The sequence below is a fragment of the Synechococcus sp. R55.8 genome, assembly GCF_047461895.1.
In the GTDB taxonomy this organism is placed as follows: Bacteria; Cyanobacteriota; Cyanobacteriia; order Thermostichales; family Thermostichaceae; genus Thermostichus.
Window position 1 is genome coordinate 18,588 of the sequence record NZ_JANSIB010000007.1, and the last position, 21,360, is coordinate 39,947.

Annotated in this window: 18 protein-coding genes, 1 tRNA gene and 2 pseudogenes; 10 read left to right on the top strand and 11 right to left on the bottom strand. The window is 57.1% G+C overall.

The features are described 5' to 3' along the window. Window positions 1–176 precede the first annotated feature (176 nt). Both NW829_RS01415 and hisG read right to left on the bottom strand, forming a co-directional pair. A complete protein-coding gene (locus NW829_RS01415) occupies window positions 177–971 on the bottom strand; it encodes a photosystem II manganese-stabilizing polypeptide (protein ID WP_414383318.1) in 795 nt (264 codons plus the stop codon). Between the two features lie 108 nt (window positions 972–1,079). Further along, window positions 1,080–1,787: an ATP phosphoribosyltransferase gene (gene hisG, locus NW829_RS01420; protein ID WP_414416279.1), complete on the bottom strand. Its 708-nt coding sequence runs from the start codon at window positions 1,785–1,787 to the stop codon at window positions 1,080–1,082. 283 nt (window positions 1,788–2,070) lie between these two features. Here hisG and NW829_RS01425 point away from each other — a divergent pair, with 283 nt between their 5' ends. The 3 genes from NW829_RS01425 to NW829_RS01435 all read left to right on the top strand — a co-directional run bounded on the left by NW829_RS01425 (window position 2,071) and on the right by NW829_RS01435 (window position 4,722). Then, entirely contained in the window at window positions 2,071–3,192 is a 1,122-nt protein-coding gene (locus NW829_RS01425; protein ID WP_414416280.1) for a sugar phosphate nucleotidyltransferase, read from the top strand. Next, a complete protein-coding gene (locus tag NW829_RS01430; protein WP_414416281.1) occupies window positions 3,170–3,916 on the top strand; it encodes a GvpL/GvpF family gas vesicle protein in 747 nt (248 codons plus the stop codon). Before NW829_RS01425 ends, NW829_RS01430 begins: the two co-directional genes overlap by 23 nt. 143 nt (window positions 3,917–4,059) lie before the next feature. Then, window positions 4,060–4,722 carry a hypothetical protein gene (locus NW829_RS01435; RefSeq protein ID WP_414416282.1) on the top strand — a complete coding sequence of 221 codons (663 nt, stop codon included), beginning with the start codon at window positions 4,060–4,062 and terminating at the stop codon, window positions 4,720–4,722. Window positions 4,723–4,810: 88 nt separating this feature from the next. Here NW829_RS01435 and NW829_RS01440 read toward each other — a convergent pair whose 3' ends face one another. Further along, window positions 4,811–5,053 (bottom strand): hypothetical protein, encoded by a 243-nt coding sequence (locus tag NW829_RS01440; protein ID WP_414351871.1) that lies wholly within the window; start codon window positions 5,051–5,053, stop codon window positions 4,811–4,813. Window positions 5,054–5,223: 170 nt separating this feature from the next. Here NW829_RS01440 and pyk point away from each other — a divergent pair, with 170 nt between their 5' ends. The 4 genes from pyk to dnaN all read left to right on the top strand — a co-directional run bounded on the left by pyk (window position 5,224) and on the right by dnaN (window position 12,004). Then, on the top strand, window positions 5,224–7,083 hold the full coding sequence (gene pyk / locus NW829_RS01445; protein ID WP_414342660.1) for a pyruvate kinase: 1,860 nt from the start codon (window positions 5,224–5,226) through the stop codon (window positions 7,081–7,083). Window positions 7,084–7,221: 138 nt separating this feature from the next. After that, entirely contained in the window at window positions 7,222–7,452 is a 231-nt protein-coding gene (locus NW829_RS01450; protein WP_414342658.1) for a DUF4327 family protein, read from the top strand. A 151-nt stretch (window positions 7,453–7,603) separates the two neighbouring features. After that, complete coding sequence (locus NW829_RS01455) at window positions 7,604–9,886, top strand: RelA/SpoT family protein (protein WP_414416283.1); 2,283 nt, start codon at window positions 7,604–7,606, stop codon at window positions 9,884–9,886. 741 nt (window positions 9,887–10,627) lie between these two features. Next, complete coding sequence (gene dnaN, locus NW829_RS01460; RefSeq protein ID WP_414416284.1) at window positions 10,628–12,004, top strand: DNA polymerase III subunit beta; 1,377 nt, start codon at window positions 10,628–10,630, stop codon at window positions 12,002–12,004. 205 nt (window positions 12,005–12,209) lie between these two features. Here the strand turns inward: dnaN and NW829_RS01465 are convergent, their stop codons facing one another. The 5 genes and pseudogenes from NW829_RS01465 to rpsB form a co-directional block, all read right to left on the bottom strand. Then, the gene (locus tag NW829_RS01465) at window positions 12,210–12,401 is read right to left on the bottom strand and encodes a hypothetical protein (RefSeq protein ID WP_414380595.1); all 192 of its coding nucleotides are present in this window, start codon (window positions 12,399–12,401) and stop codon (window positions 12,210–12,212) included. Between the two features lie 26 nt (window positions 12,402–12,427). Then, a complete protein-coding gene (queG, locus tag NW829_RS01470; RefSeq protein WP_414413804.1) occupies window positions 12,428–13,375 on the bottom strand; it encodes a tRNA epoxyqueuosine(34) reductase QueG in 948 nt (315 codons plus the stop codon). 56 nt (window positions 13,376–13,431) lie between these two features. Then, on the bottom strand, window positions 13,432–14,847 hold the full coding sequence (locus NW829_RS01475) for an amidohydrolase (RefSeq protein WP_414413803.1): 1,416 nt from the start codon (window positions 14,845–14,847) through the stop codon (window positions 13,432–13,434). Window positions 14,848–15,201: 354 nt separating this feature from the next. Continuing rightward, window positions 15,202–15,846: pseudogene (tsf, locus tag NW829_RS01480) on the bottom strand (translation elongation factor Ts); the annotation flags it as partial. 159 nt (window positions 15,847–16,005) lie between these two features. Then, complete coding sequence (gene rpsB, locus NW829_RS01485; protein WP_011433146.1) at window positions 16,006–16,800, bottom strand: 30S ribosomal protein S2; 795 nt, start codon at window positions 16,798–16,800, stop codon at window positions 16,006–16,008. A gap of 290 nt (window positions 16,801–17,090) precedes the next feature. Between rpsB and NW829_RS01490 the strand changes: the two genes are divergently transcribed. Further along, window positions 17,091–17,164 (top strand) — tRNA-Pro (locus NW829_RS01490). Window positions 17,165–17,390: 226 nt separating this feature from the next. Here NW829_RS01490 and NW829_RS01495 read toward each other — a convergent pair. Then, a complete protein-coding gene (locus NW829_RS01495; RefSeq protein ID WP_414416285.1) occupies window positions 17,391–19,742 on the bottom strand; it encodes an AAA family ATPase in 2,352 nt (783 codons plus the stop codon). Window positions 19,743–19,831: 89 nt separating this feature from the next. Between NW829_RS01495 and NW829_RS01500 the strand changes: the two genes are divergently transcribed. Next, the gene (locus NW829_RS01500) at window positions 19,832–20,290 is read left to right on the top strand and encodes a gamma-glutamylcyclotransferase family protein (RefSeq protein ID WP_414342279.1); all 459 of its coding nucleotides are present in this window, start codon (window positions 19,832–19,834) and stop codon (window positions 20,288–20,290) included. Window positions 20,291–20,588: 298 nt separating this feature from the next. On the opposite strand, the gene NW829_RS01505 is transcribed toward NW829_RS01500, so the two are convergent. Beyond that, window positions 20,589–20,843 (bottom strand): DUF2283 domain-containing protein, encoded by a 255-nt coding sequence (locus tag NW829_RS01505; protein WP_011433140.1) that lies wholly within the window; start codon window positions 20,841–20,843, stop codon window positions 20,589–20,591. Continuing rightward, window positions 20,840–21,070 carry a DUF4258 domain-containing protein gene (locus NW829_RS01510; protein WP_414407742.1) on the bottom strand — a complete coding sequence of 77 codons (231 nt, stop codon included), beginning with the start codon at window positions 21,068–21,070 and terminating at the stop codon, window positions 20,840–20,842. The genes NW829_RS01505 and NW829_RS01510 overlap by 4 nt, the downstream gene beginning before the upstream one ends. A gap of 85 nt (window positions 21,071–21,155) precedes the next feature. On the opposite strand from NW829_RS01510, the pseudogene NW829_RS01515 reads away from it, so the two are divergent. After that, a pseudogene (locus tag NW829_RS01515) lies at window positions 21,156–21,360 on the top strand (RNA-guided endonuclease TnpB family protein); the annotation flags it as partial.

Below are 21,360 nucleotides of genomic sequence, written 5' to 3' on the forward strand. Positions count from 1 at the left end.
CCATCTGCAAATGAACCTGTGGCGGCATCTGGCCCAGACTTTATCGCTGCACACTTCCCCAACAGGCAAAAGGGGCCAACCTGGACAGAGAACATAGCCAACAGAAACGGGCGGAGATCTCCGGGATCCCTGCCCATCCTGGTTTGAGGCGGGTTATTCTCTGCCCTCAGGCGCTTTCAAGACTCTCCCGCCAGGCGGGCGTAAAACAGGCCTTGAATGCGAACAGTGTGGGGTTCCATCGCCCCTTGCTCGGTGCTGGAAGGCTGAATGCTAACAAAGGATCCCGCCATTTCGCCAGTGCTGGCATCCACGCGAGCAATCCGCAGCGACATTTTCCCCTGGGAAACCTCGTCCACCTTGCGGTTGGTGGCAAAATCATCTTTGGCAGCCTGTAGACCTACCGCAGTGTCGTAGCCGGTGTTGGATCCCCGCCCGCGCGGGTCGAGGAAGGTGCTGCTGTGATAGCCGGGCACCAAGAACTCCCCTTCAAAATCGGTCGAAGGGTCAATGGCGGAGCCCTGGGCAGTGGCGACCAAGTCCTTCACGCTAAACAGAAACGGCACCAGCTCGCGGCGGGGCATTTGGCCGGTGGTCGGCTGAAAGGTGATCCCATCCACCACTTTGAGCTCCAGCGCACCGTCTTTGGGAGTCACCTCAGCTTTAATCGGCCCCAGAGTGGCCGCTGAGATCATGATGTTTTTGGCCTTGATGAACTCTTTCTCGCCGTTCCGCTTTTCTTCTTCCACCTCAATTTGCACCGGCTGGAAGCAGACATCCGTCAGCTTCAGGGATCCCCCCCTAGGCACTTCGATACGGCCCCGGGCGTTGTCCGAGACCGAAGGGCAAATGGCAGCCTTGCCGGTGTTGCGGATCTGGTCATAGGTCAGCGGCGCCTTGGCAGCCTTAGCCGGAACAGCAAAGACGCTCAAACAAAGCGCCAACAGGATGGCGAGCAGTGGACGGTACCGCATAATCAACCTCGAAAAACCTTTTTTGAATCTGAACGCTGCTGGGGGAAATAAGCCCGAATGCCCCCATTGTACGCAATCGTGATCCCCCTCAGAGGAAGTGCCTCAAAATTAGCCACCCACCAACAGGGATCCCAGCCAGCGTTCCCGAATCTGGGTGATCAACTCGCGGATAGGCTGTTGGTTGACACGGTAGCTGATGGGATGGGCAATCAGGCGAGCTGTACTCTCGAATAGGCAGTCTCGCTCAATCAGGCCGTTTTCCCTCAGGGTGCGCCCTGTGGCTACCAAGTCGACGATGGCATCGGCCATGCCGGTGAGGGGGGCCAACTCCACCGAACCATAGAGAGAGATAAGCTCCACCGGCAAATCCAGGCGGTCAAAATACTCCCGGGCGCAGCCGACAAACTTAGAAGCCACGCGGGCATGAGCAGGCAACTGAGCTGCCGAGTGGTAGGGGCTATCTTGGGGAAGGGCCACCGACATGCGACAGTGGCCAAATTGGAGATCCAACAGGTGGGCCACCCGCGCTGCGGTGCCGGCATAGCGCTCCCGCAAGACGTCGTAGCCGACAATGCCCAACTGCGCCTGCCCGTACTCCACGTACACCGGCACATCGTGAGTGCGCACCAGCAGCGCTTCGTAGCGTTGTCCGTTCAGCCGGGTGGGGGATTCAATCCGCAGCAGGCGATTGCCGGGATCCAAAAAACGGCTGAAATCGATCCCCACCTGCTGCAGGCATTGAATGGCCTCAGGCAGCAAGGCCCCCTTGGCCAGGGCAATCGTGATGGGTGGGCTGTCGGGACGGCCATCCAGCATCTTCCTCTGCCGATCTGAGTTCTGAACTTGAGCTGGGAGCAATCGATATAAGAATGCTGGGATCCCCGTCTGCCGGGTGGAACTCTCAGGAGAGACGGGGCAAAACGAGGGGCTCAGGGGAAACCCTTGGCGAAATGCCCAGAAGAGCAGACCCCCTCGATTGTAGGGGATCGGAATCCCAGCAGCGATTCCCCAGCCTCTTGAAAGCCCCGCCGGTTCTCTGGAATGCCGATCCTGGGATGATAAAGTCAGAGCACGGTTAGCCCGGAGGAGTGACGACGGCATGAAAGCCATGATCCTGGCAGCAGGCAAAGGCACGCGGGTACGGCCCATCACCTACATGATGCCGAAGCCGATGATCCCCATTTTGCACAAGCCTGTCATGGAATTTTTGGTGGAGCTGCTGCGGGAACACGGCTTCGACCAGATCATGGTCAACACCAGCCACTTGGCCCACCAAATCGAAGACTACTTTCGAGATGGGCAGCAATGGGGGGTTCACATCGGCTTTTCCTTCGAAGGCCATTTTGAGAACGGCCAGCCGGTGGCCGAACCTCTGGGCTCCGCTGGCGGTATGCGCAAGATCCAGGATTTCTCCGGATTTTTCGACAGTACCTTTGTGGTGCTCTGTGGGGATGCCCTGATCGACCTGAACCTCACGCAGATCGTCAACTTCCACAAATCCAAGGGAGCGCTGGCCACCGTGGTGTTGCGGGAGGTGGATCCCAGCCAGGTCTCCAGCTATGGGGTGGTAGTCACCGACGAGACGGGTCGCATCACTGCCTTCCAAGAAAAGCCTAGGCGGGAAGAGGCCCTCGGCCACACCATCAACACCGGCATCTATGTTTTCGAGCCGGAAGTGTTCGACTACATTCCCCCTGGCTGCCCCTACGACATCGGCAGCGATCTCTTCCCGGCCTTGGTGAAAGCGGGTGCCCCCTTTTATGGGATCACGGCTGACTTTCAGTGGGTGGACATTGGCCGCACCCACGACTACTGGCTGGCGGTGCAAAAAGTGCTGCGCGGCGAGATCAAGGGAGTCAAGGTGCCTGGGATCCAGATTCAACCCGGCGTATGGACGGGGATCAACATCCGCGCCAACTGGGATCGCATCCACATCGAGCCACCGGTCTACATCGGGGCCAGCAGCTATTTGGCGGACGGGGTCAAACTCATCGGCCCCACGGCAATTGGCTACGGATGTGTGTTGAATGAAGGGTGTACGCTGGATGGCAGCTTGATTTTTAACTACACCCAGATTGCGGCAGGCGTGACCCTACGCCACCAGATGGTGATGGGTCGCTACTGCATTTCCTCGGATGGCAATGCCATCGACACCGAAGAGTCCAACCTCACGTGGCTGATCGGAGATGCCCGCAGCAATGCCAACGGCAAATCCCCATAGCTCCCTCTACCTCTACGGGATCGTCGCTGCCCCCGGCCCGCGTCATCTGAGTGTGGTGGGATTGGACAAGCAGCCGGTGCAGGTTCACGGGCTGGGATCCCTGGCCTTCTTGTACTCCCAGGCTCGACAGGAGCGCTACCTGGCCAGCCGGGCCAACTTGCTCGCCCATGAGGCCGTGCTGGAAAAAGTGATGAACGAGGGACACCGGGCTCTGCTGCCTCTGCAATTTGGCCTGGTGGTGAGCGGCTGGGAGCAGGTGGAACAGGACTTGGTGCAGCCCCGCTTGGCGGATCTGCTGGCTCTGCTGGAGCGCCTGGAGGGCAAGCGGGAGGTGGGAGTCAAAGTCTTCTGGGATCCCGAGCAGGAGCTCAAGCTGGGGCTAGAGGAAAACCCTGCCCTCAAAGCTCGGCGAGACGAAATGGCCGGCGCTCCTTTGGGATTGGACGCGGTAGTCGAGATCGGACGGGCTCTAGAGCAGCTCTTAGAGCAGCGACGTCAGCGCATTGCCCAGACCTTTACAGCAGCCCTCAGCCCCTTGGCCAGCGACCGCGTAGAAGGAGATCTGCTCACCGAAAACATGGCCTACAACGGCTCGTTTTTGATCAATTGGGAAGATGAGCCGGTTTTTGCCCAAAAAGTAGAGGAGCTAGACCAGACCTTCCAGGGGCGGCTGCGCATTCGCTACAACAACTTCACCGCTCCCTACAATTTCGTCAAACTTTGACACACTCAGCTGTATTGGGTCACTTCTCTACAAAAGACAAGGGGAGACCGCTCGGCTGAATGGTCGAAGGCAGGGATCCTTTTGGAAATCTGCTCAGGTATTGTGGGGATGGGCGCTGCAGTGGCTAAGCCGAGGGAGACGGTATGGGGTTGCTTATTTTTATCCTGTTTTTAGCTCTGGCTGCCGGGATCTTGGCTCTAGCCCTTTACCACGAAAAGAAACGTCGAGAAGCTCTGGAGCGGGTAGCTGCACAGCTAGGAATGCGCTTTTCTGCCCAGTTGCCTGAAGAGATTCGATCTCGCTTGTTGCAAGCAGGCTTTGGACTGTTTGAACGAGGCCATGGGCGGCGTTTCTATAATTCGATGTCCAAGCGGCTGATCGATGGCACTGAGATTACCGTTTTTGATTACCAATACACCCGCGGCAGGGGCAAGAGTTCCAGCACTTATCGCCAGTCCGTCTTCTACGCCTATCACGAGGATCTTCATCTGCCGCGTTTTCGGCTGCACCCCGAAAATGCCTTTTTCCACGGCATCGCCAAAGCCTTTGGCATGCAAGATATCAACTTCGAGAGCCACCCTAAGTTTTCTCGGAGCTATCTCTTGCGAGGACAGGATGAAGCTCAAGTTCGGCTACGTTTTCATCCCGGCGTCCTCAGTTTTTTGGAGCAATATCCCAACTATTGTGCCGAAGGGGCCGGCGCCCACCTCATTCTCTGGCAGGATGACCGACAGGTGAATCCCGAAGGGATGGCAGAATGGATGCGCTTGGGGGAAGAGTTGACTCAACGGCTGCGGCGTATGTAGTAGCAGAGCCTACGGCCCCCCGCCGCGAACGGTCAACCTCGGCCTAAACCTCACCCCAAGAGGGTGCGCTGCAATCTCAAGAACCTCTCTACTGAGCGCCGAGGGCCGCCAACAAATCATCTGCCAACAACACCGCCGTATAGACCAAAGCCTGTCGTTGCTCAGGAGACAAATCGCCGACGGGAGTCTGGGGATTGCTCACGATACCCTGCAGTACTCTGCTGGCTATGTATTCCCGCTTGGAAACCCCTGGGCTGGAGATGGTGGGGTTATCCAGAGAGAACTTCTGATGGTGCTCGAAGGGGAAGGCGTATTCGGGGGCAACCGGCATCGCTCGACTCCAGATGGATCTCTACACTCTGCTTTGCCTATTTTCCCATCCTCTCTCGCTGGGGATTTTAAAAAAGCGGTGCCTCAAAAAAGACATAACGGGTTATCGTAATCAGAGAGATCCCTATGTGGGGGAAGGATCTGGGCTGCTCTCCCTTGGGAACAGTGGACATGCATTTGAGGGATTCTTTTCGACGCACCAAAATTGTTGCCACCATCGGCCCTGCCAGCTCAAATCCAGCCATTCTCAGGGAGATGATCCTGCAAGGGGCAACCACCCTTCGCCTGAACTTCTCCCATGGGGATCACGAGCTACACCGCCGCAGCATTCGCCTGATCCGCCAAACCGCGATGGATCTGGGCATCCAGGTCGCCATTTTGCAAGACCTGCAGGGGCCCAAAATCCGCCTGGGCAAGTTCGCCGAAGGCTCGATCACCCTCAAGGCAGGGGATCCCTTTGTGTTGACCAGTAAGCCCGTCTTGGGATCCCAAGAGCGCAGCTGGGTCACCTACGACAAGCTGGCCCAAGAAGTGCCCGAAGGAGCGACGATCCTCATCGACGATGGTCGAGTGGAGATGCGGGTGGAAGCCGTGGATCCGGAAGCGGGCGAACTCTTCTGCCGCACCATTGTCGGGGGTACCCTCTCCAACAACAAGGGGGTCAATTTCCCCGGTGTGCGCCTGAGCATCCGCGCCGTGACCCCAAAGGATAAAGAAGATCTCTACTTCGGCCTCAACCAAGGGGTGGATTGGGTGGCCCTCAGCTTTGTGCGGGATCCCTCTGATGTGCTGGAGCTGCGGGAGCTCATCGCCTCTGCCAAACGGCCTTCTTCCGGCTCAGCCGACAAGCGGGTACCCATCATCGTCAAGATCGAGAAACACGAGGCCATTGAACAGCTGCCCCAGATTTTGGCCCTCAGCGACGGTGTGATGGTGGCGCGGGGAGATCTGGGGGTAGAGCTGCCTGCGGAAGAGGTGCCGATCCTGCAGAAGCGGGTGATCGCCCTGGCCAACTCCCTGGGGATCCCGGTAATTACGGCCACCCAAATGCTGGACAGCATGGTGCACAGCCCCCGACCCACCCGTGCCGAGATCTCCGATGTGGCCAACGCCATTTTGGATGGCACCGATGCCGTCATGCTCTCCAACGAGACGGCTGTGGGCAAATACCCTGTCGAGGCCGTTGCCACCATGGCCCGCATTGCCGTGCGCACCGAGCGCGATTACTTTGACCTGACCTCCGCCGACCGACGACAACGCCTTCGCGCCCTTGCCATGCAGGAGCTGAGCCAAAACAACGGCAACAGTCCTGCTGGAATGCGGCCCAAAACCCTGATCACCGACTCGATCAGCCGCGCCGTGGGGGAGATCGCCCAAGAGTTGGATGCTGTAGCCGTGATGACCCTGACCAAAACAGGGGCTACTGCTCGCAATGTCTCTAAGTTTCGCCCCCGCACTCCCATCCTAGCCGTAACCCCCCATGTGGAAGTGGCACGGCGGCTGCAGTTGGTTTGGGGGGTACATCCGCTGTTGGTTATGGATTTGGCCACCACCCGCCAGACCTTTCAAGCGGCCATCAGCTTGGCTCAGGAAGATGGCTTGCTCAAGGATGGCGACTTGGTGGTGCTCAGTGCAGGAACCCTGCCAGGCGTTGCGGGATCCACCGATCTGATCAAGGTGGATGTGGTGAAAGCGGTGGTGGCTCAAGGCAAAGGGTTTGGCAAAGGCATTGTCAGCGGCCCGGCCCGCATCTTGAGATCCAGCCTCGATGCCGGCAAAATCACCGCCGGAGACATTTTGGTTGCCCAATCCACCGACGCCAACTATGTGGAGGCCATCAAACAGGCAGCCGGCGTGATTACCGAAGAAGAGGGAGCCTCCTCTCATGCGGCGGTCATTGGCCTGCGGCTGGGGGTGCCGGTGCTGGTGGGGGTCAAGGATGCTACCCGCTTAATCCGGGATGGATCTATCGTCACTCTGAACCCAGAAAAAGGCATAGTGACCGCAGGAGCCGATGGCTTGGGCTTTTAAGCGGGCCTTAAGGTTGCCTGCAATACAAACTTGTATCTCTTGCTACGAAACGAGACCCAGTTCTATGATGGGGGTAGCGAGGCAAGATTTTCCCTGACCCTTCGGTGCGTCCCATCCATTCCACGTGTAGGTTAAGCTATGCCCACTTTACAAGCCACCCACTATGCGGTTGAGGCCATCCAGGAGGAAGCTCGTCGCCTCATTCAGCAGGGGGTCTTACGCCGCTCTGCAGCCATTGCCCACCTGCAACCCTTTTTCCCGCAGCGGGAGTGGCAGGCGATTGCCCAAGAGCTGGAGTTGCAAGACTACTGCCCCTCGGATCCCCTCTGCGATTTGATCGGCAACTGCGAGGAGTGGAGCGAAGACTAAGCCTCGATCTGCCGAGGATGGCAAGCGGTCGGCGTTGGCAGACAGCCAATGCCTCTTTTTATTCCAGCCGTTTTTTCCTCCTCTAATCTGTCGGCGGCTAAGCTGGATGAACTATAGTCAGTAATTAAACATCCCTTTTCGCCGGGTTCGCATGGGTCAGACGGCTGTCATTGCCACCTCAGATAGAGGTCTCGACCTGAATAGCCTCGGTTTTGAGGTGCCAGGGTGGCTGCGTGCTCTGCTTTCCGGTGCCGAGGATCCCGGCGATGGGTTGCGGCCCTACACGGCTGAAGAAGCCGATCTGCTGCGCCGTGCCTTTGAGTTTTCTTACTGTTTGCATCAGGGCCAAAAACGCAAATCGGGGGATCCCTACATTGCCCATCCGGTAGCCGTGGCCACTCTCCTGCGGGAGCTGGGGGGAGATGCGGTGACGGTGGCAGCGGGCCTTTTGCACGATGTTATTGAGGATACAGAAGTTACCCCAGAAGCCCTGGAAGCTGAATTCGGCTCTGAAGTTCGCCTACTGGTAGAAGGAGTTACCAAACTCTCTAAGTTCAATTTCTCCAGCAAAACCGAGCAGCAAGCGGAAAATTTCCGCCGCATGTTTGTGGCCATGGCCAAAGATATTCGAGTCATCGTGGTCAAGCTGGCGGATCGCTTACACAACATGCGCACGCTGCAGTATCTCTCCCCCAGTAAGCAACGGCAAATTGCAGCCGAAACCATGGAAATTTTCGCCCCTTTGGCCAACCGGCTGGGGATCTGGCATTTCAAATGGGAACTGGAAGACTTGGCTTTTAAGTATCTGGACTACGAGGCTTACCGGAAGATTCAGGAATTGGTCAACGCCAAGCGCGCCGAGCGAGAGGCCGAGATCCAAGCTTTTATCGAAGAGCTGCGGCAGAACCTTCTTCAAGCGGGACTGGAACGCTTTGAGATCAGCGGACGGCCCAAACATTTGTACAGCATCTATCGCAAGATGCAGCAGCAGCACAAAGAATTTCACGAGATTTACGATCTCTCGGCAGTGCGGGTGATCGTGCATACCAACAGCGAGTGCTATCGGGTGCTGGCAGTCGTTCACAACTGCTTTCGCCCCATCCCCGGGCGTTTCAAAGACTACATTGGCTTGCCCAAGGCCAATCGTTACCAATCTTTGCATACGGCGGTGATTGGCCCGCAGGGAAGACCGGTGGAGGTGCAGATTCGTACCGAAGAGATGCACCGCGTGGCTGAGTACGGGATCGCCGCCCACTGGAAGTACAAGGAGGCCGGCAGCACCACTGTCAAGCCCGACGAGGAGCGCTTCACCTGGCTGCGACAGCTGTTGGAGTGGCAAAACGACCTCAAAGACGACAAAGAGTATCTGGACACCCTTCGCGAGAACCTGTTTGAGAGCGAGGTTTACGTCTTTACGCCCAAGGGGGACTTGCTGGCCCTGCCCCAGGGATCCTGTCCGGTGGACTTCGCCTATCGCATCCACTCCGAAGTTGGGGATCACTGTGCAGGAGCGCGGGTAAACAACAAGATCGTGCCCCTGGATACCCGCCTGCGCAACGGCGACATTGTGCAGATCATCACGCACAAAAATGCCCATCCCAGCCTGGACTGGATCAATTTCGTTGCCACCAGCTCTGCCCGCAATCGCATTCGCCAATGGTTTAAGCGCTCCAATCGCGAGCAAAACATCGCGCGGGGCCGGCATTTGCTGGAGCGGGAGCTGGGCAAAACGGGCTTTGATGCCCTGCTCAAATCAGAGCGGATGCAGAAGGTAGCCGAAAAGCTCAACTACGCCAGTGTAGAGGATTTGTTAGCCGCTCTGGGTTATGGTGAGACAACCCCCACGCTGGTGATCCATCGGCTGCAGGAGGTCAGCAGGCCGGCAGTATCTGCTCCCACAGAGGAGGAATCGCTTGAGGGATCCAAGCTGTTGTTGCCACGGGCTTCTGCGGCTCCCAGTTCTATCAAATCCCAATCTCCCATTCTGGGGGTGGAGGGTCTGAAACACCAGTTGGCCAAGTGTTGTAATCCGCTGCCGGGGGATCCGATCTTGGGCGTGGTCACCCGCTTTAAGGGGATCAGCATCCATCACCGGGATTGCCCAAGGGTGGCCCAGGTTTCGGGGGAACGGCTGGTGCCGGTACGATGGAACGAAGAGCAACTGCGGCAGAGCGCCCAGATCTACCCGGTAGAACTGCATCTGGAGGTTATCGACCGCGTCGGGGTGCTGCGGGACATCCTTTCCCGCCTATCGGATCAAGGCATTAATGTTCGCAATGCTAAGGTACAAACTTTTGCCAACCGCACCGCCCTGATCGATCTCTGTATCGATGTACGTGATAAGAAACAGCTCACCCAGGTTCAAAGTCAACTGCGCCAGCTTTCTGACGTGATCGTGCTGCGCTCCCGCCATCACCAAAACGGATCCCGTTGACCTACGCCTGGCCCTTCGCGGGTACGGACTCTAGACCGCATCCCTATTGCGACTCGCTCCTGCAGCAGCCCAATTTTGGGTCAGGCGCTGTCCCATCCTCATCCTGACCTCCTTTGCCGCTTCTGGTGCGCAGAGCACTTTCCCGCTCCTCTGGGGTCTTGCCAAAAATCCCGTGTCAGCTTACAGGTGGCCAGGCAAGGCCGACAAGCCCAGAGCAATATCCCAGGCTTTCTTCGACAGCCTGTGGAAAACCTGTGGAAATCCAGCGAAGCCCGCCCCAGCTCCGGTGGAATCCCCAGCCATATCTAGGGGGAAGGATTCACTACCTTAGGGGATCTCACACTGACTGTGCGTTAATTTTTATGAATTTGTCAGAAAACCATAACATTAGCCTGTGGAAAACCTGTGGAAAAACCTGGAAAATCTGTGGAAAACCTGTGGAAAAACCCCCCAAGTTATTAACAGGTATAAATACCCTGTGGAAAAGTGGCCAAGTTATCCACAGTTTTTCCACAGGTGGGGAATAGGCTCAAAAGCTCATGGCACAAGGTGTTGACGATCACTTTCCACAGTTTCCACAGCCCCTACTACTACTAGATCAAAAAATTAAATTAGGCAGGGATCGAAATTTCAGATCTGTCCTACGCGCGAGGCAAATTTTCCAAAACTCGATCGCAAGGGGAGGGATCCAACCGGGGCAGTCGGTGTAGGATCTGCGTGTGCAGCCCTCAAGTGCCCCCCATGGTGCAAGCTCAACGTCCTGTGGATCGAGAACTCGAGGCCGAGTCATTTGCGGCAGTGTTGCGCAGCAGCAAGACTGCAGCTCCTCAGCGTGGGGAGGGATACCTTGACGGGGCCGTGGACTCGTCTCCGGAGGGTTTCAGCTTCACCTGCGAGCAAGCCGATCTCAGCCACCACCTCACTTCCGTTGGACGGGCTGTGGCCAGCCGCCCCGCCCTGCCCGTTTTGGCCAATGTGTTGGTGGAGGCCGACGCGGAAACTCAGCGGGTTGCTTTGACCGCCTTTGACTTGAACTTGTGCATTCGCAGCGAGTTCGAGGCTCAGGTCAGGGGATCCGGTCGCACCACCCTGCCGGCCAAGCTGCTCAGCGACATCGTCAGCCGTCTGCCCAGCGGCCCAGTGACTCTTGACGCGAGCAGCCAAGCCAAGGAGAGTGCCCCTGTGATTCTCATGTCGGCAGCCGGCCAGTACCAAGTGCGCAGCATGTCGGCTGAAGAGTACCCCACCCTACCGGAAATACTGCTCCGCACCGCCGACGCAGATGGCGATTTTGTGGGGGAGGAAAGCCCAACAGCTCAGGCCCTGGAGCTGCCCATCGAGAGCCTGTTGCAAGGGATCGGCCAAACCCTTTTTGCGGCCTCTGGAGATGAGACCAAGCAGGTGCTCACAGGGGTGCATGTCAAGCTCTTGGCGGGGGATCCCCCTTGCCTGGAGTTTGCAGCCACCGATGGGCACCGTCTGGCGATGATGCAGGTGGAGGCCGAAGGGATCCCGGTTGCTTCGGCCCATGGGGAAATAGGGTTGGATTTCACCATTCCCGCTCGCACTTTGCGAGAGGTGGAGCGCATCCTCGGCACCCAGACCGCGGCCTCTACGGTGGAATTGCGGTTTGACCGATCCCAGGTGCAGTTTGTGCTGCCTCCTCGCGCCAGCAAAACGCAGTGCCAACAGCGGATCACCAGCCGTCTCTTGGAGGGCCAATATCCCGACTACAACCGCCTGATTCCCAGGCAATTTGAGCGGCAGATAACCCTGGAGCGTCGGCCTTTGATTGAGTCGCTGGAACGGGTGGGAGTACTTGCTGCCCAAAGAAACGACATCGTCAAGTTCAATCTTTCTGCCGCAACCCAAACCCTGCGCATCAGCACCGAGGCGCCCGATGTGGGCAGTGGCGAGGAATCGTTGCCAGTGCAGATGTCTGGTCCTGACCTGGAGCTGGCCTTCAATGTGCGTTACCTGCTGGATGCCCTCAGGGTGTTTCATACGCAGCAGGTGAGCCTGGAGCTAAACGGCGCCACGCAGCCGGCCATCTGGAAGCCCCTTGGGGCAATGCGGCTCTGTTATTTGGTTATGCCGGTGCAGCTACGGGCTACCTAGTCTTAGGAGAGCTCCACCCAGCTCTAGTCCAAAACTCTCAAGGTCATCTCAGTACAAATCTACAGTTGTTTGCATTGCCCCCTCTCCCAGAGGGAAAGGAGCCAGGGATGGTCGCGGAAGCGGCGCCGAGCGTTCAGGGAGTGTCCTAATCTAGCTTGAAATGACCGTGTTTTAGGTGGGGCTACTGTGTTTGAGTCGATCCAGCTCAAACAAAGCGGTGGGTAAACTCCTGCACCAAGTCCACACGTCCTTTGCGCAAAACCGCTCCCACGAGAGCAAGACCATGGCGGCCCAGCACTGTGGCCTCAGAAAGAGGGTAGGGCATGTATGTTAGCTTGCGTCCCTGGCCCAGAGACAATAGCCCCACCATTTTCTGGCGCCGGCCTCGAGGCCGCAAGATCCTGCTAGGAAAGCGTATCCAAGTTAAGTAGAGGGGGCTTCCAAATCGTTGCTGCCAGCTGCCGAGCTGGAATTGCCTTCCAGGGCTGCTTGGGCGTTGCGGCGCAGGCGGTGGGCCTTGAGCCGGCGCAGGGCAGAGGCCGGAAACTTGTGGTCGAATTCCCGATCATCGATCCGGGCCAGCTCCTGGAGATCAGGGGCAACATTCCAAGAGTAGGGCTGAAAATCCGGGATCCGGCTGGGTTGGGCAAAGCGTTGGTTCCAAGGGCAGACCTCCTGGCAGATGTCACAGCCGGCCACCCAGTTGTGCAGGTTCTGGGCAATCTTGGCAGGGATCCGCTCGGCGTGGCTTTCTAGAGTGTGGTAGGCAACGCAGCGGCGGGAATCCACCACCCCTGGGCTGACGATGGCCTGCGTGGGGCAAGCCTCTAGGCAGCGGGTACAGGTGCCGCAGTGAGCGGTGTGGGGCCGGTCAGGAACCAGCTTAAGGGTGGTCAGGATGACCCCCAGAAAAATCCAGGAGCCGTACTCGCGGGTGAGCAACAGGCTGTTTTTGCCGATCCAACCCAAGCCCGCCTGCATGGCCCAGGGCTTTTCCGCCACCGGGCCGGTATCCACGTAGAATCGACCCGTATGATTTGGGAACTGGGCTTGCATCCAGAGGTGGAGTTGTTTGAGCCGCCGCCCCAACACGCGGTGATAATCTCGCCCCCAGGCGTAGCGGGAGATCTTGCCCTTGCCGGGATCCTGGCTGTGGCGGATGGGGGTGTAGTAATTCAAAGCCACACAGACCAACGACTGCACCCCCGGCAGCACCTGCTTTGGATCCATTCGCCTAGGATCCGCCATCCAGGCCATGTCGGCGGCCATGCCCGCAGCCAGCCAAGCTTGCAGGCCCCGCAAGTCGGGGGGATCCTCTGTGCTGGCAATGCCAACTTTGTCAAAGCCCAGCGCCAGCGCCTGTCGTTTCACCTGCTCTGTGATGCTGGCCCGGTCTGCTTCTTCTGGCCACACAGGGACATCCAACGCTACTTTGGCAAGCCCATCACCCGACGATAACGAGCTTCCAGATGCTCTGCCTGCTGGGATCGGCGGAAGGGATCCCAGGTGCTGTGGGCAAACAGATCCTGCCGCAGCTTGGCCACATCCACCGTCGTCACGGCTCCGCCGGACACCACCTGTTTTCCTCGCACCCAAACGCTATGCACTGCCTGGGTGGGCCGACCCAACACCAGCAGCCCAATGGGATCGGTACGGGGCAACAGCGACAGTTGGGTGAGATCGTACAGCACCAGATCCGCTTGCTTGCCCACTTCCAGGGATCCCATCTGATCCCCCAGGCCCAAGCCGATTGCCCCACCTCGGGCTGCCATCTCGATGCTCTCGCGGGGAGAAATCCAGTGGCGGTAGTCGGGATCCGTGATGTTGTGAAGGATGGTGCCGATTTTGATGGCCTCCAGGAGATCCTGGGAATCGTTGCTGGCAGCCCCATCGCAGCCAAAGGCCACGTTCACCCCTGCCCGGCGGTATTTCAAGATGGGGGCAATGCCGCTGCCTAGGCGCAGGTTGCTCAAGGGGTTGTGAACAACCGTAGAGCCGGTACGGGCCAGGATTTCAATATCGGCATCGCTGAGCCAGACGCAGTGGGCCAAGGAAGTTTTCCGGTCTAGGTAGCCCAAGCGCTCCAGATGCTCCACAGCACTACAGCCGTACTTTTCCTGGGCCAGCATCTGCTGGGCACGGGTTTCCAGCAGGTGAGCGTGGCGGGGTAGGTCATACTTCTGGCTTAACTCCGCACAGCCCTTGAACAGCTCGTCTGAGCACAGTTGGATCCCTGTGGGAGCCACCATGAGGGTAATGCCCTCTTCTGGCCGGTGAAAGCGCTGCACCGCCTCTTCCACAATGGCCAGCACCTCTGCTGTGGAGAGGGGATAGGTTTCCGGCTCCCGATCCCAAGAGGAGCTGCTGGGCAACCCCCGAGAGAGAGCCTGATCCTGGATCAAGGGGCCCACGAAGGCGCGGATCCCGACTTCTCGGTAGGCCCGTACCGCCGCCTCAATGGTGGCCAACTCTTGGCCTGGGATCAACACCAGATGATCCACCACCGAGGTGCCCCCCGTCAGCAGGGTTTCCACCGCCGTCCCCAGCGCGCTGAGATAGATTTTTTCCGGATCCGGCGGCGCATACTCGTGCAGTTGTGCCAGCCACAGCTCCAGCGGATAGGGCGGTATGATCCCTCGTTGCCACATTTCGGAAGAATGGGTGTGGGCATTGACAAAGCCCGGCAGCAAGAGTTGGTTACTGGCATCCAGTTCCAGGCTGTCTGCGCCCGTTGCGGGTAACCCTCTGCCTATGGCAGCAATCCGTTCCCCCTCGATTCGCACATCTGCGGTTTCGTAGCTGGTGGCGGTGGGAATTAACGCATTGCGCAAGATAAAACTCATGCCCGGGATCCAAAAAGGCCGTCTGCTACCTTAGCGTGCTGGAGTTAACCCTGCCAAGGCGGGAGGATCAGAACATTTGCATGCATAACCTAGCCTTTCCCCCAAGGGATACCCAAGCGTAGTGGTTATAGAACTGCCGACATAGAGGTGCCCACACTCTCCATAACGCAGTTTCAACGCCTCTGCACCGCCGACATGGCCCTACAGCTCAGCCTTGACCGGCTATTTCTTTTTCTTGGCGGAGCCTTTTTTGGCCGGCTTGCTCTCGGCAGCAGGGGCCGGTTCTGGGGCAGGTTCTTCAGGAGGAGCGGGTGGAGTCTCTTCCACTTTGGGGGCCTCTGCCGGCTTGAGACCGGCTTGAGCGGCAACCTCAGCAGCAAAATCCACTTCTTCTTTCTCGATCCCCTCTCCCAGGACAAAGCGCACAAACCGCCGCACCCGAATGTTTTCCCCCAGTTTGGCAATGTGCTGCTTGACCAATTCCTCCACCGTGATCGAGGAATCTTTAATAAAGGGTTGATCCAACAGGGATAACTCTTTCAGGCGCTTTTCGATGCGACCTTGCACGATCTTCTCGCGTATGTTCTCCGGCTTATTGGCCAGATCTTCTTTGCCCATTTCAATGGCTTTTTCCCGCTCCACCACTTCAGCAGGGATCTGGTCAACGCTGACGTATTCTACGTTTTGGCAGGCGGCAATCTGCTTGGCGATGTCTTGCACCAATTTCTTGAAATCTTCGTTGCGGGCCACGAAGTCCGTCTCGCAGTTCACTTCCACCAACACCCCAATTCGATTGCCGAAGTGGATGTAGCTGTCAACTGCCCCCTCTGCCGCGACGCGACTGGCCTTTTTGGCTGCCCCTGCCAACCCTTTCTGTCGCAGCCAGGTGATGGCTTTCTCCATATCGCCACCGGAATCTTCCAGGGCTTTTTTGCAGTCCATCATGCCTGCGCCCGTCTTTTCGCGCAGCTCTTTGACCAGTTTGGCATCAATGCTCATGAGGGCTCCTCGAATGAAAGAACGGGAAGAATGTGGCGGGATATGAGTGAGAATGAGCGGGCTTCGGTAGAATTGTAAACCTAGATTTCAAGAATACACGCCTCTGGATAGGGAACAGGCAGGGAAGTGCCCGGATTGCACGGGATCCCTGCCCTTGGTCTAGCCTTCCTCGGCTTCTCCTTCTTCTTCGTCCTCCATGTCTTCCAGAATGTCGTCGTCCAGATCCATCGCCCCTTCGTAGTCGTACTCATCCTCTTCAACGGTGTCGAGCTGCCCATGCCGCCCTTCGTAGATGGCATCCGCCAACTTGCCTACAATCAGCTTAATCGCTCGAATGGCATCGTCGTTAGAGGGGATAAAGATATCGCTGAGATCGGGGTCGCAGTTGGTGTCCAGCAGTGAGATGATCGGGATGTTCAGCTTGATACATTCCTGAACGGCGTTGGCCTCCCGCCGCTGATCGACGATGATCACCGCATCGGGGAGCTTGCGCATGGTTTTAATGCCGCCTAAGTACTTTTCCAGCCTGGCCAACTCTCGCCGCAGACGGCTGGCCTCTTGTTTGGGCAGGCGATCCAGAAGACCACTGCTCTCCATCTCCTCAATTTCTTTGAGGCGGTCGATGCGGGTTTTGATGGTGGCCCAGTTGGTGAGCATGCCCCCCAACCAGCGCTGGTTGACATAGTAGCTGCCACAGCGACGAGCCTCTTGAGCGATGATCCCGGCAGCTTGCCGTTTGGTGCCCACAAACAGGAAGCGCCAACCCCTGTCAGCAGCATCCCGCACATACTCGTAGGCTTCGTTCAGATAGCGGGCCGTCTGCACCAAATCGATAATGTGGATGCCGTTCCGCTCGGTAAAGATGTAGGGCCGCATTTTCGGGTTCCAGCGGCTGGCCTTGTGGCCGAAGTGAACCCCTGCCTCCAACAGTTGAGGCAAACTGACTACGCTCATGAGTTTTTCCTCTCCTACGGGTTAGCCTCCGCCCGAACGGATCCCAGTTACGGCCTTCCCGCCGGTTACCTGCACAGAGCGCTCTACCCCCATTGGCAAGGAACTCAGGAGCTGTTGCAGCAAACCGCGAAAGGGCTGTAAGGACACCCGGTGGTTCAGGCGTGCGATTTCTTAACGGCTTAACTAAGCTAGCATGTTTTCCACGGGATCCCGCAGCTTGGGGTTAACTCTGGCCGCGATCCGATGCTAGACTAGCTAGGCACTTCATGGGCTTCTACCCGTAAGTGCGTCGGGGCGTAGCGCAGCTTGGTAGCGCACCACTTTGGGGTAGTGGGGGTCGTGGGTTCAAATCCCGCCGCTCCGATACTGAGTAATCAGGGGAGGGCTTGAGCCGGAAAAGCCCACTATGCCGGAAACTTTGAGGTACTTTGGCTCCGCTGTCAATCCCTTGCCATTGGCTCCGTTGATCGGCAGCCTTAAGAATCAGGTCACAAGCTTGGCCGGACAATATGGGATCCCGGTTTTACGGTGCTGGATCCCGATGCGGAGCCGACCTTGAACAACATGGGGTTTCGACGGATCTGGAGCGCTTAATCACGGCCCAGGATCCAGGCAATAAGGGGGGGATCCCTGTGGTCAAGATAATACCGAACGGCTTGGGTCAGGTCGATTTCCAGGTCGCGGTTTTGGATGTCGGTGATCATCCTGTGCATAAGCTCCAGATGGATGCGGTCGTCTTGGGTGAGCAGAGCATACTTGCCATTGGGGCTGTTGTTGAGGGCGGCCAAGGCCGCTTGGGTGGCGGTAGCCGTTTTGGAAGGAGGCTTAAGGCGGGCATCCCGTAGCAAAAGAAACTGAAGCTCAGGGTGAGCAATCACCAATTGGTTGAAGTTATTGAGCTGTCCATACATGCTGCTGGGACCCACTTGGATAAAGGCGATCACCCGCTTCTGGGCGGAGAAATAGAGGTGATCTGGAAGTTTGCGTTGGCCCAGCTTCAGGGTGCTCATGGGGAGGGGATGGATCCCTTGTAGGGCATTGCCGATGGTGCGCAATTTGCCGATATCGGCTGTGCTGTCGATGATCGCCTCTTGGGGATAGGCGGCGCGGAGCTGAGCCTCAGTGGTGCGGAGATAGGGATCCAGCGTCTCAACAAGATCGGCAGATGGGCTGGGATCCCGAAGGGGTGGAGATAGAACGATGGAGGGGCCGTGGGCAGGCAGAAGGGGGATGAGCAGTTGTTTGAGGGTTTGCAGCTCAGTTTCGAGCCGCTGGACACGGGCGGCTAGATTGCTGGCAGTGGGTACAACTTGCACCTGGGGAGGGAGAGGGATCCCGTTGATGTAGTGGCGGTAGTAGGCTGAGGCTCGGTTGAGAATGGCGCGGATGGAGGGTTGGCTGAGGATATCGCTGAGGTCATCGGCGGTGAAGAGAGCTTGGAGGTGGATCCCTGAGGGCAGACGGGTTTGCAGAAGGGTTTGAAGCTGGGGAGCAGGTGGGGGATCCAGAGAGAGAACGGTTTGGGAGAGACGATCAACGGTGGCCCGGTCAAATTGGGTTTGGAAATGTTGCCAACGGTCGGGGAACAGATTGAGGATAAACAGACTGTTGGGGATACGGGTAAAAAGCTCTTTCAGGGCATCGCCCAAGTTGAGGAGGATATCTCGATTTTCTTCTCGGCCCAAAGCTTCCAATTGGTCAAAGACAATAATGAGAGGTCGGTCAAGCAGCGAGAGCCTACCGATGACTTTCATTCCTTCTAGAGCAAAGGTGTTGCGGTCGAGATCTGCACTCCAGGGGGGCAACCCAATCAAGCCGGTATCCTCGGGATCCAGGTCGGTACCGCTGAGCCAGCGGATGATCTGGTGACGGCGGTTGGGATCCCTGTAGCTGCAGTATTTGATGATGCCCTTGAGAATGTTTTCGGTGGAACCGGTAAGGAAGTTTTGCTCTGCCCACCAGCGCAGAACCAGTTTTTCAATGGCTTGCCATTGTTGACGACGACGCTCGGTGCCTTCTGCTCCCAGGCAATGAAAGAGGTTGAGGGGATCCGCCGTGAGAAGGGAGAGAAGCTCTTCAGTTTTTGAGGTTTGGGGGAAGGTTTTCAAGATTTCCACAAAGCTCTTGGCAATCAAGTAGTCGAGCTGGGTGTGGTGATGGGCATCTACCCGTTCGCGCAGGGATTCCAGGGTGTGGCTGTAGATGTGGTGATAGATGTTGTCGGGATGGGTGGGCTGAGGGATAAACAGGAGACGGTTGTGGCGCAGCAGGTTTTGGGCCACCCGCATGATTAGGTGAGTCTTGCCGGATCCAGGTTCCCCCAGTAGGACAACGCCCCGGCTCTGGTGGTTGGGATCCCGTTGAATGTCCTGGAGAACGGCTGTGAGTTGCTGGTACTGAGACTGATAGATGGTAGCCTCGTCGGGGTAACTCTGAAAGGGATTGTCAACTCTACTGCTGGCAAAGGGGTTGGGAATATTCTGAGCTTTGAGCTGAGCGTGGGTGAGGTGGCGATAGAGGTGATAGGTAAAAAGAGCATCGTAGCTGGCGTCGTGGGCCAGTTTGGAGTTGAAATAGCCGCTCTCCAGTTGGATACTAAGATGTTTGCTAAGATACTCTAGACTGTAACCGGCGAGGTTGGGAAAACATTGCTTGGCGGCTGACCAAGTACAGAAGATGGGGTTAGGAAGCCAATCTTGGTTAACTTGGTCAAAGGCTTGTTTAAGGATTTTTAGGTCGTGATCTGCATGGTGGAAAACAAGAGTCTTGCCTTGTGCCAAGCGCCGCAGGTCAGCAACGATTTGGGCCAAAGGTTTGGGCTGGGGGTGGTGGGGCGAGTATTCTTGGGTGTAGGCGTGGTAGATGAGCTGGCCGCTGCTGTCGATAAGGGCGATTTCTTTGAGGTTGGGGTTGCCCTCGGTGTCGATAACCAAGTAGCTCATGGAAGGGCGGGATCCCGTGATGCTAATGTGCTCAATATCTCAGTGTAACTCTGGGTAGGCGGGTTCACCCGACACCAAGGGAACTAGAGATGAGTGAGCAGTGGTATTTTGCATACGGAAGTAACCTAGATGCCCAGCAGATGGGACACCGTGCTGTTGATTTCAAGGAAGCTAGGCGTGCTCGTTTGCAGGGATACCGCCTGACGTTCAACAAGCGCGGCAACGATGGAACCGGCAAGGCCAACATTGTCCGGGATCCCTCTGGGGTTGTGTGGGGAGTTGCCTATCTGTGCAGCTCGGACAGGCTGGAGAGGATGGATCGGTATGAAGGAATTCCGGGAGGTCATTACCGTCGCCAGCAGGTTCAGGTTCGAAGCGATGAGGGTGAAGTGATCGAAGCAATGACTTACGTGGCGGGAGATTCATTCATTGATGATTCATTGATCCCAAGCGAGGGATATCTTCAAGGAATCTTGAAGGGGGCACGAGAGCATGGGCTTCCCCCCGACTACATTCATCAAATTGAAGCGATGGGGTTGGGTGGCTGAGAGCACTCTGTCCAAGGGGATTGAGGCTGCTGGCAAACAGGTTCCTGCCCCTGACCTTAAGATGGAGCCTCAAACCAGGTGGGTTGATCCCGAACGGTTTTGGCAGCGTCCAGATCCAAGAGAGTGCGGCCTATTCGATAAAAGTGACGGCACATCCGTTGGCAATCCGAAAGGTCGGCGACTGTTATCTCAATCACCTACAACCATGCCAAACAGGCCACAGTAAAAGGCTGGCCATCGCAATGGTACTCCTCTTGCGTCTACAGATGCGGTGGGGCTAGTGTTGCCAGACTCTCATCTAACTCAGTAACTGTTCTTGCAACACGGAGTTTCTCAATAAAACGATGTAGTCTTGAATCTCTTGCGGAAGCATTTTAATGTCGCTATCCATTTGTCGATGAACAGAGAGAACCTCAACTCCAACCAGTTGATTTTCCTTGTCGAAATCCAAAACAACCCCAGGGGCAATCTCCTCTGAGCTTTGGACTTGAGCTGTTGTCAAACGAATATATCCAGCATCCACATCAGGATCAAACTCGATGAAAGGTCTCATGGCAGCTTTTTCCCCATTGTTCGATCAAAAAAGATAGTCACCACTGTCCAAGGATCCGTTGATTCATCGTAAACAATCTTCAGGAGGCGATTGCCGTACTCCGGAATTCGACCATAGGCTTGCTTGAGCTGAGGATCTTTGGGATCCACTTGTACGTAGTCAGGGCAGCTCAGAACTCTCTCGATCCACTGGCTTGCGATCTCTTGTCGCTGCTGCAGCCGTCTCAACGCATGCTCAGCTAGAAATCGCAGGAGCCCCGCACTGTACCCGTAGGGTCAGTGTCGGGAGGAATGCGGAAGTTATGATAGAACCATGACCCAAGTCCTGACCGTCTCCTGCAAGCTCAAGGTGTCCCAGTCCCAGGCCGCAAAGTTGGACGCGACAATGGATGCCTTTGTGCAGGCGTTGAACTGGGTCAACCAAAACACACCAGAAAAAGTAGTCAACGCAGTCAAACTCCAGTCCCTTTGCTATTACCAGATTCGCGCTCGGTTTGGCTTGTCCAGTAATCTGGCCC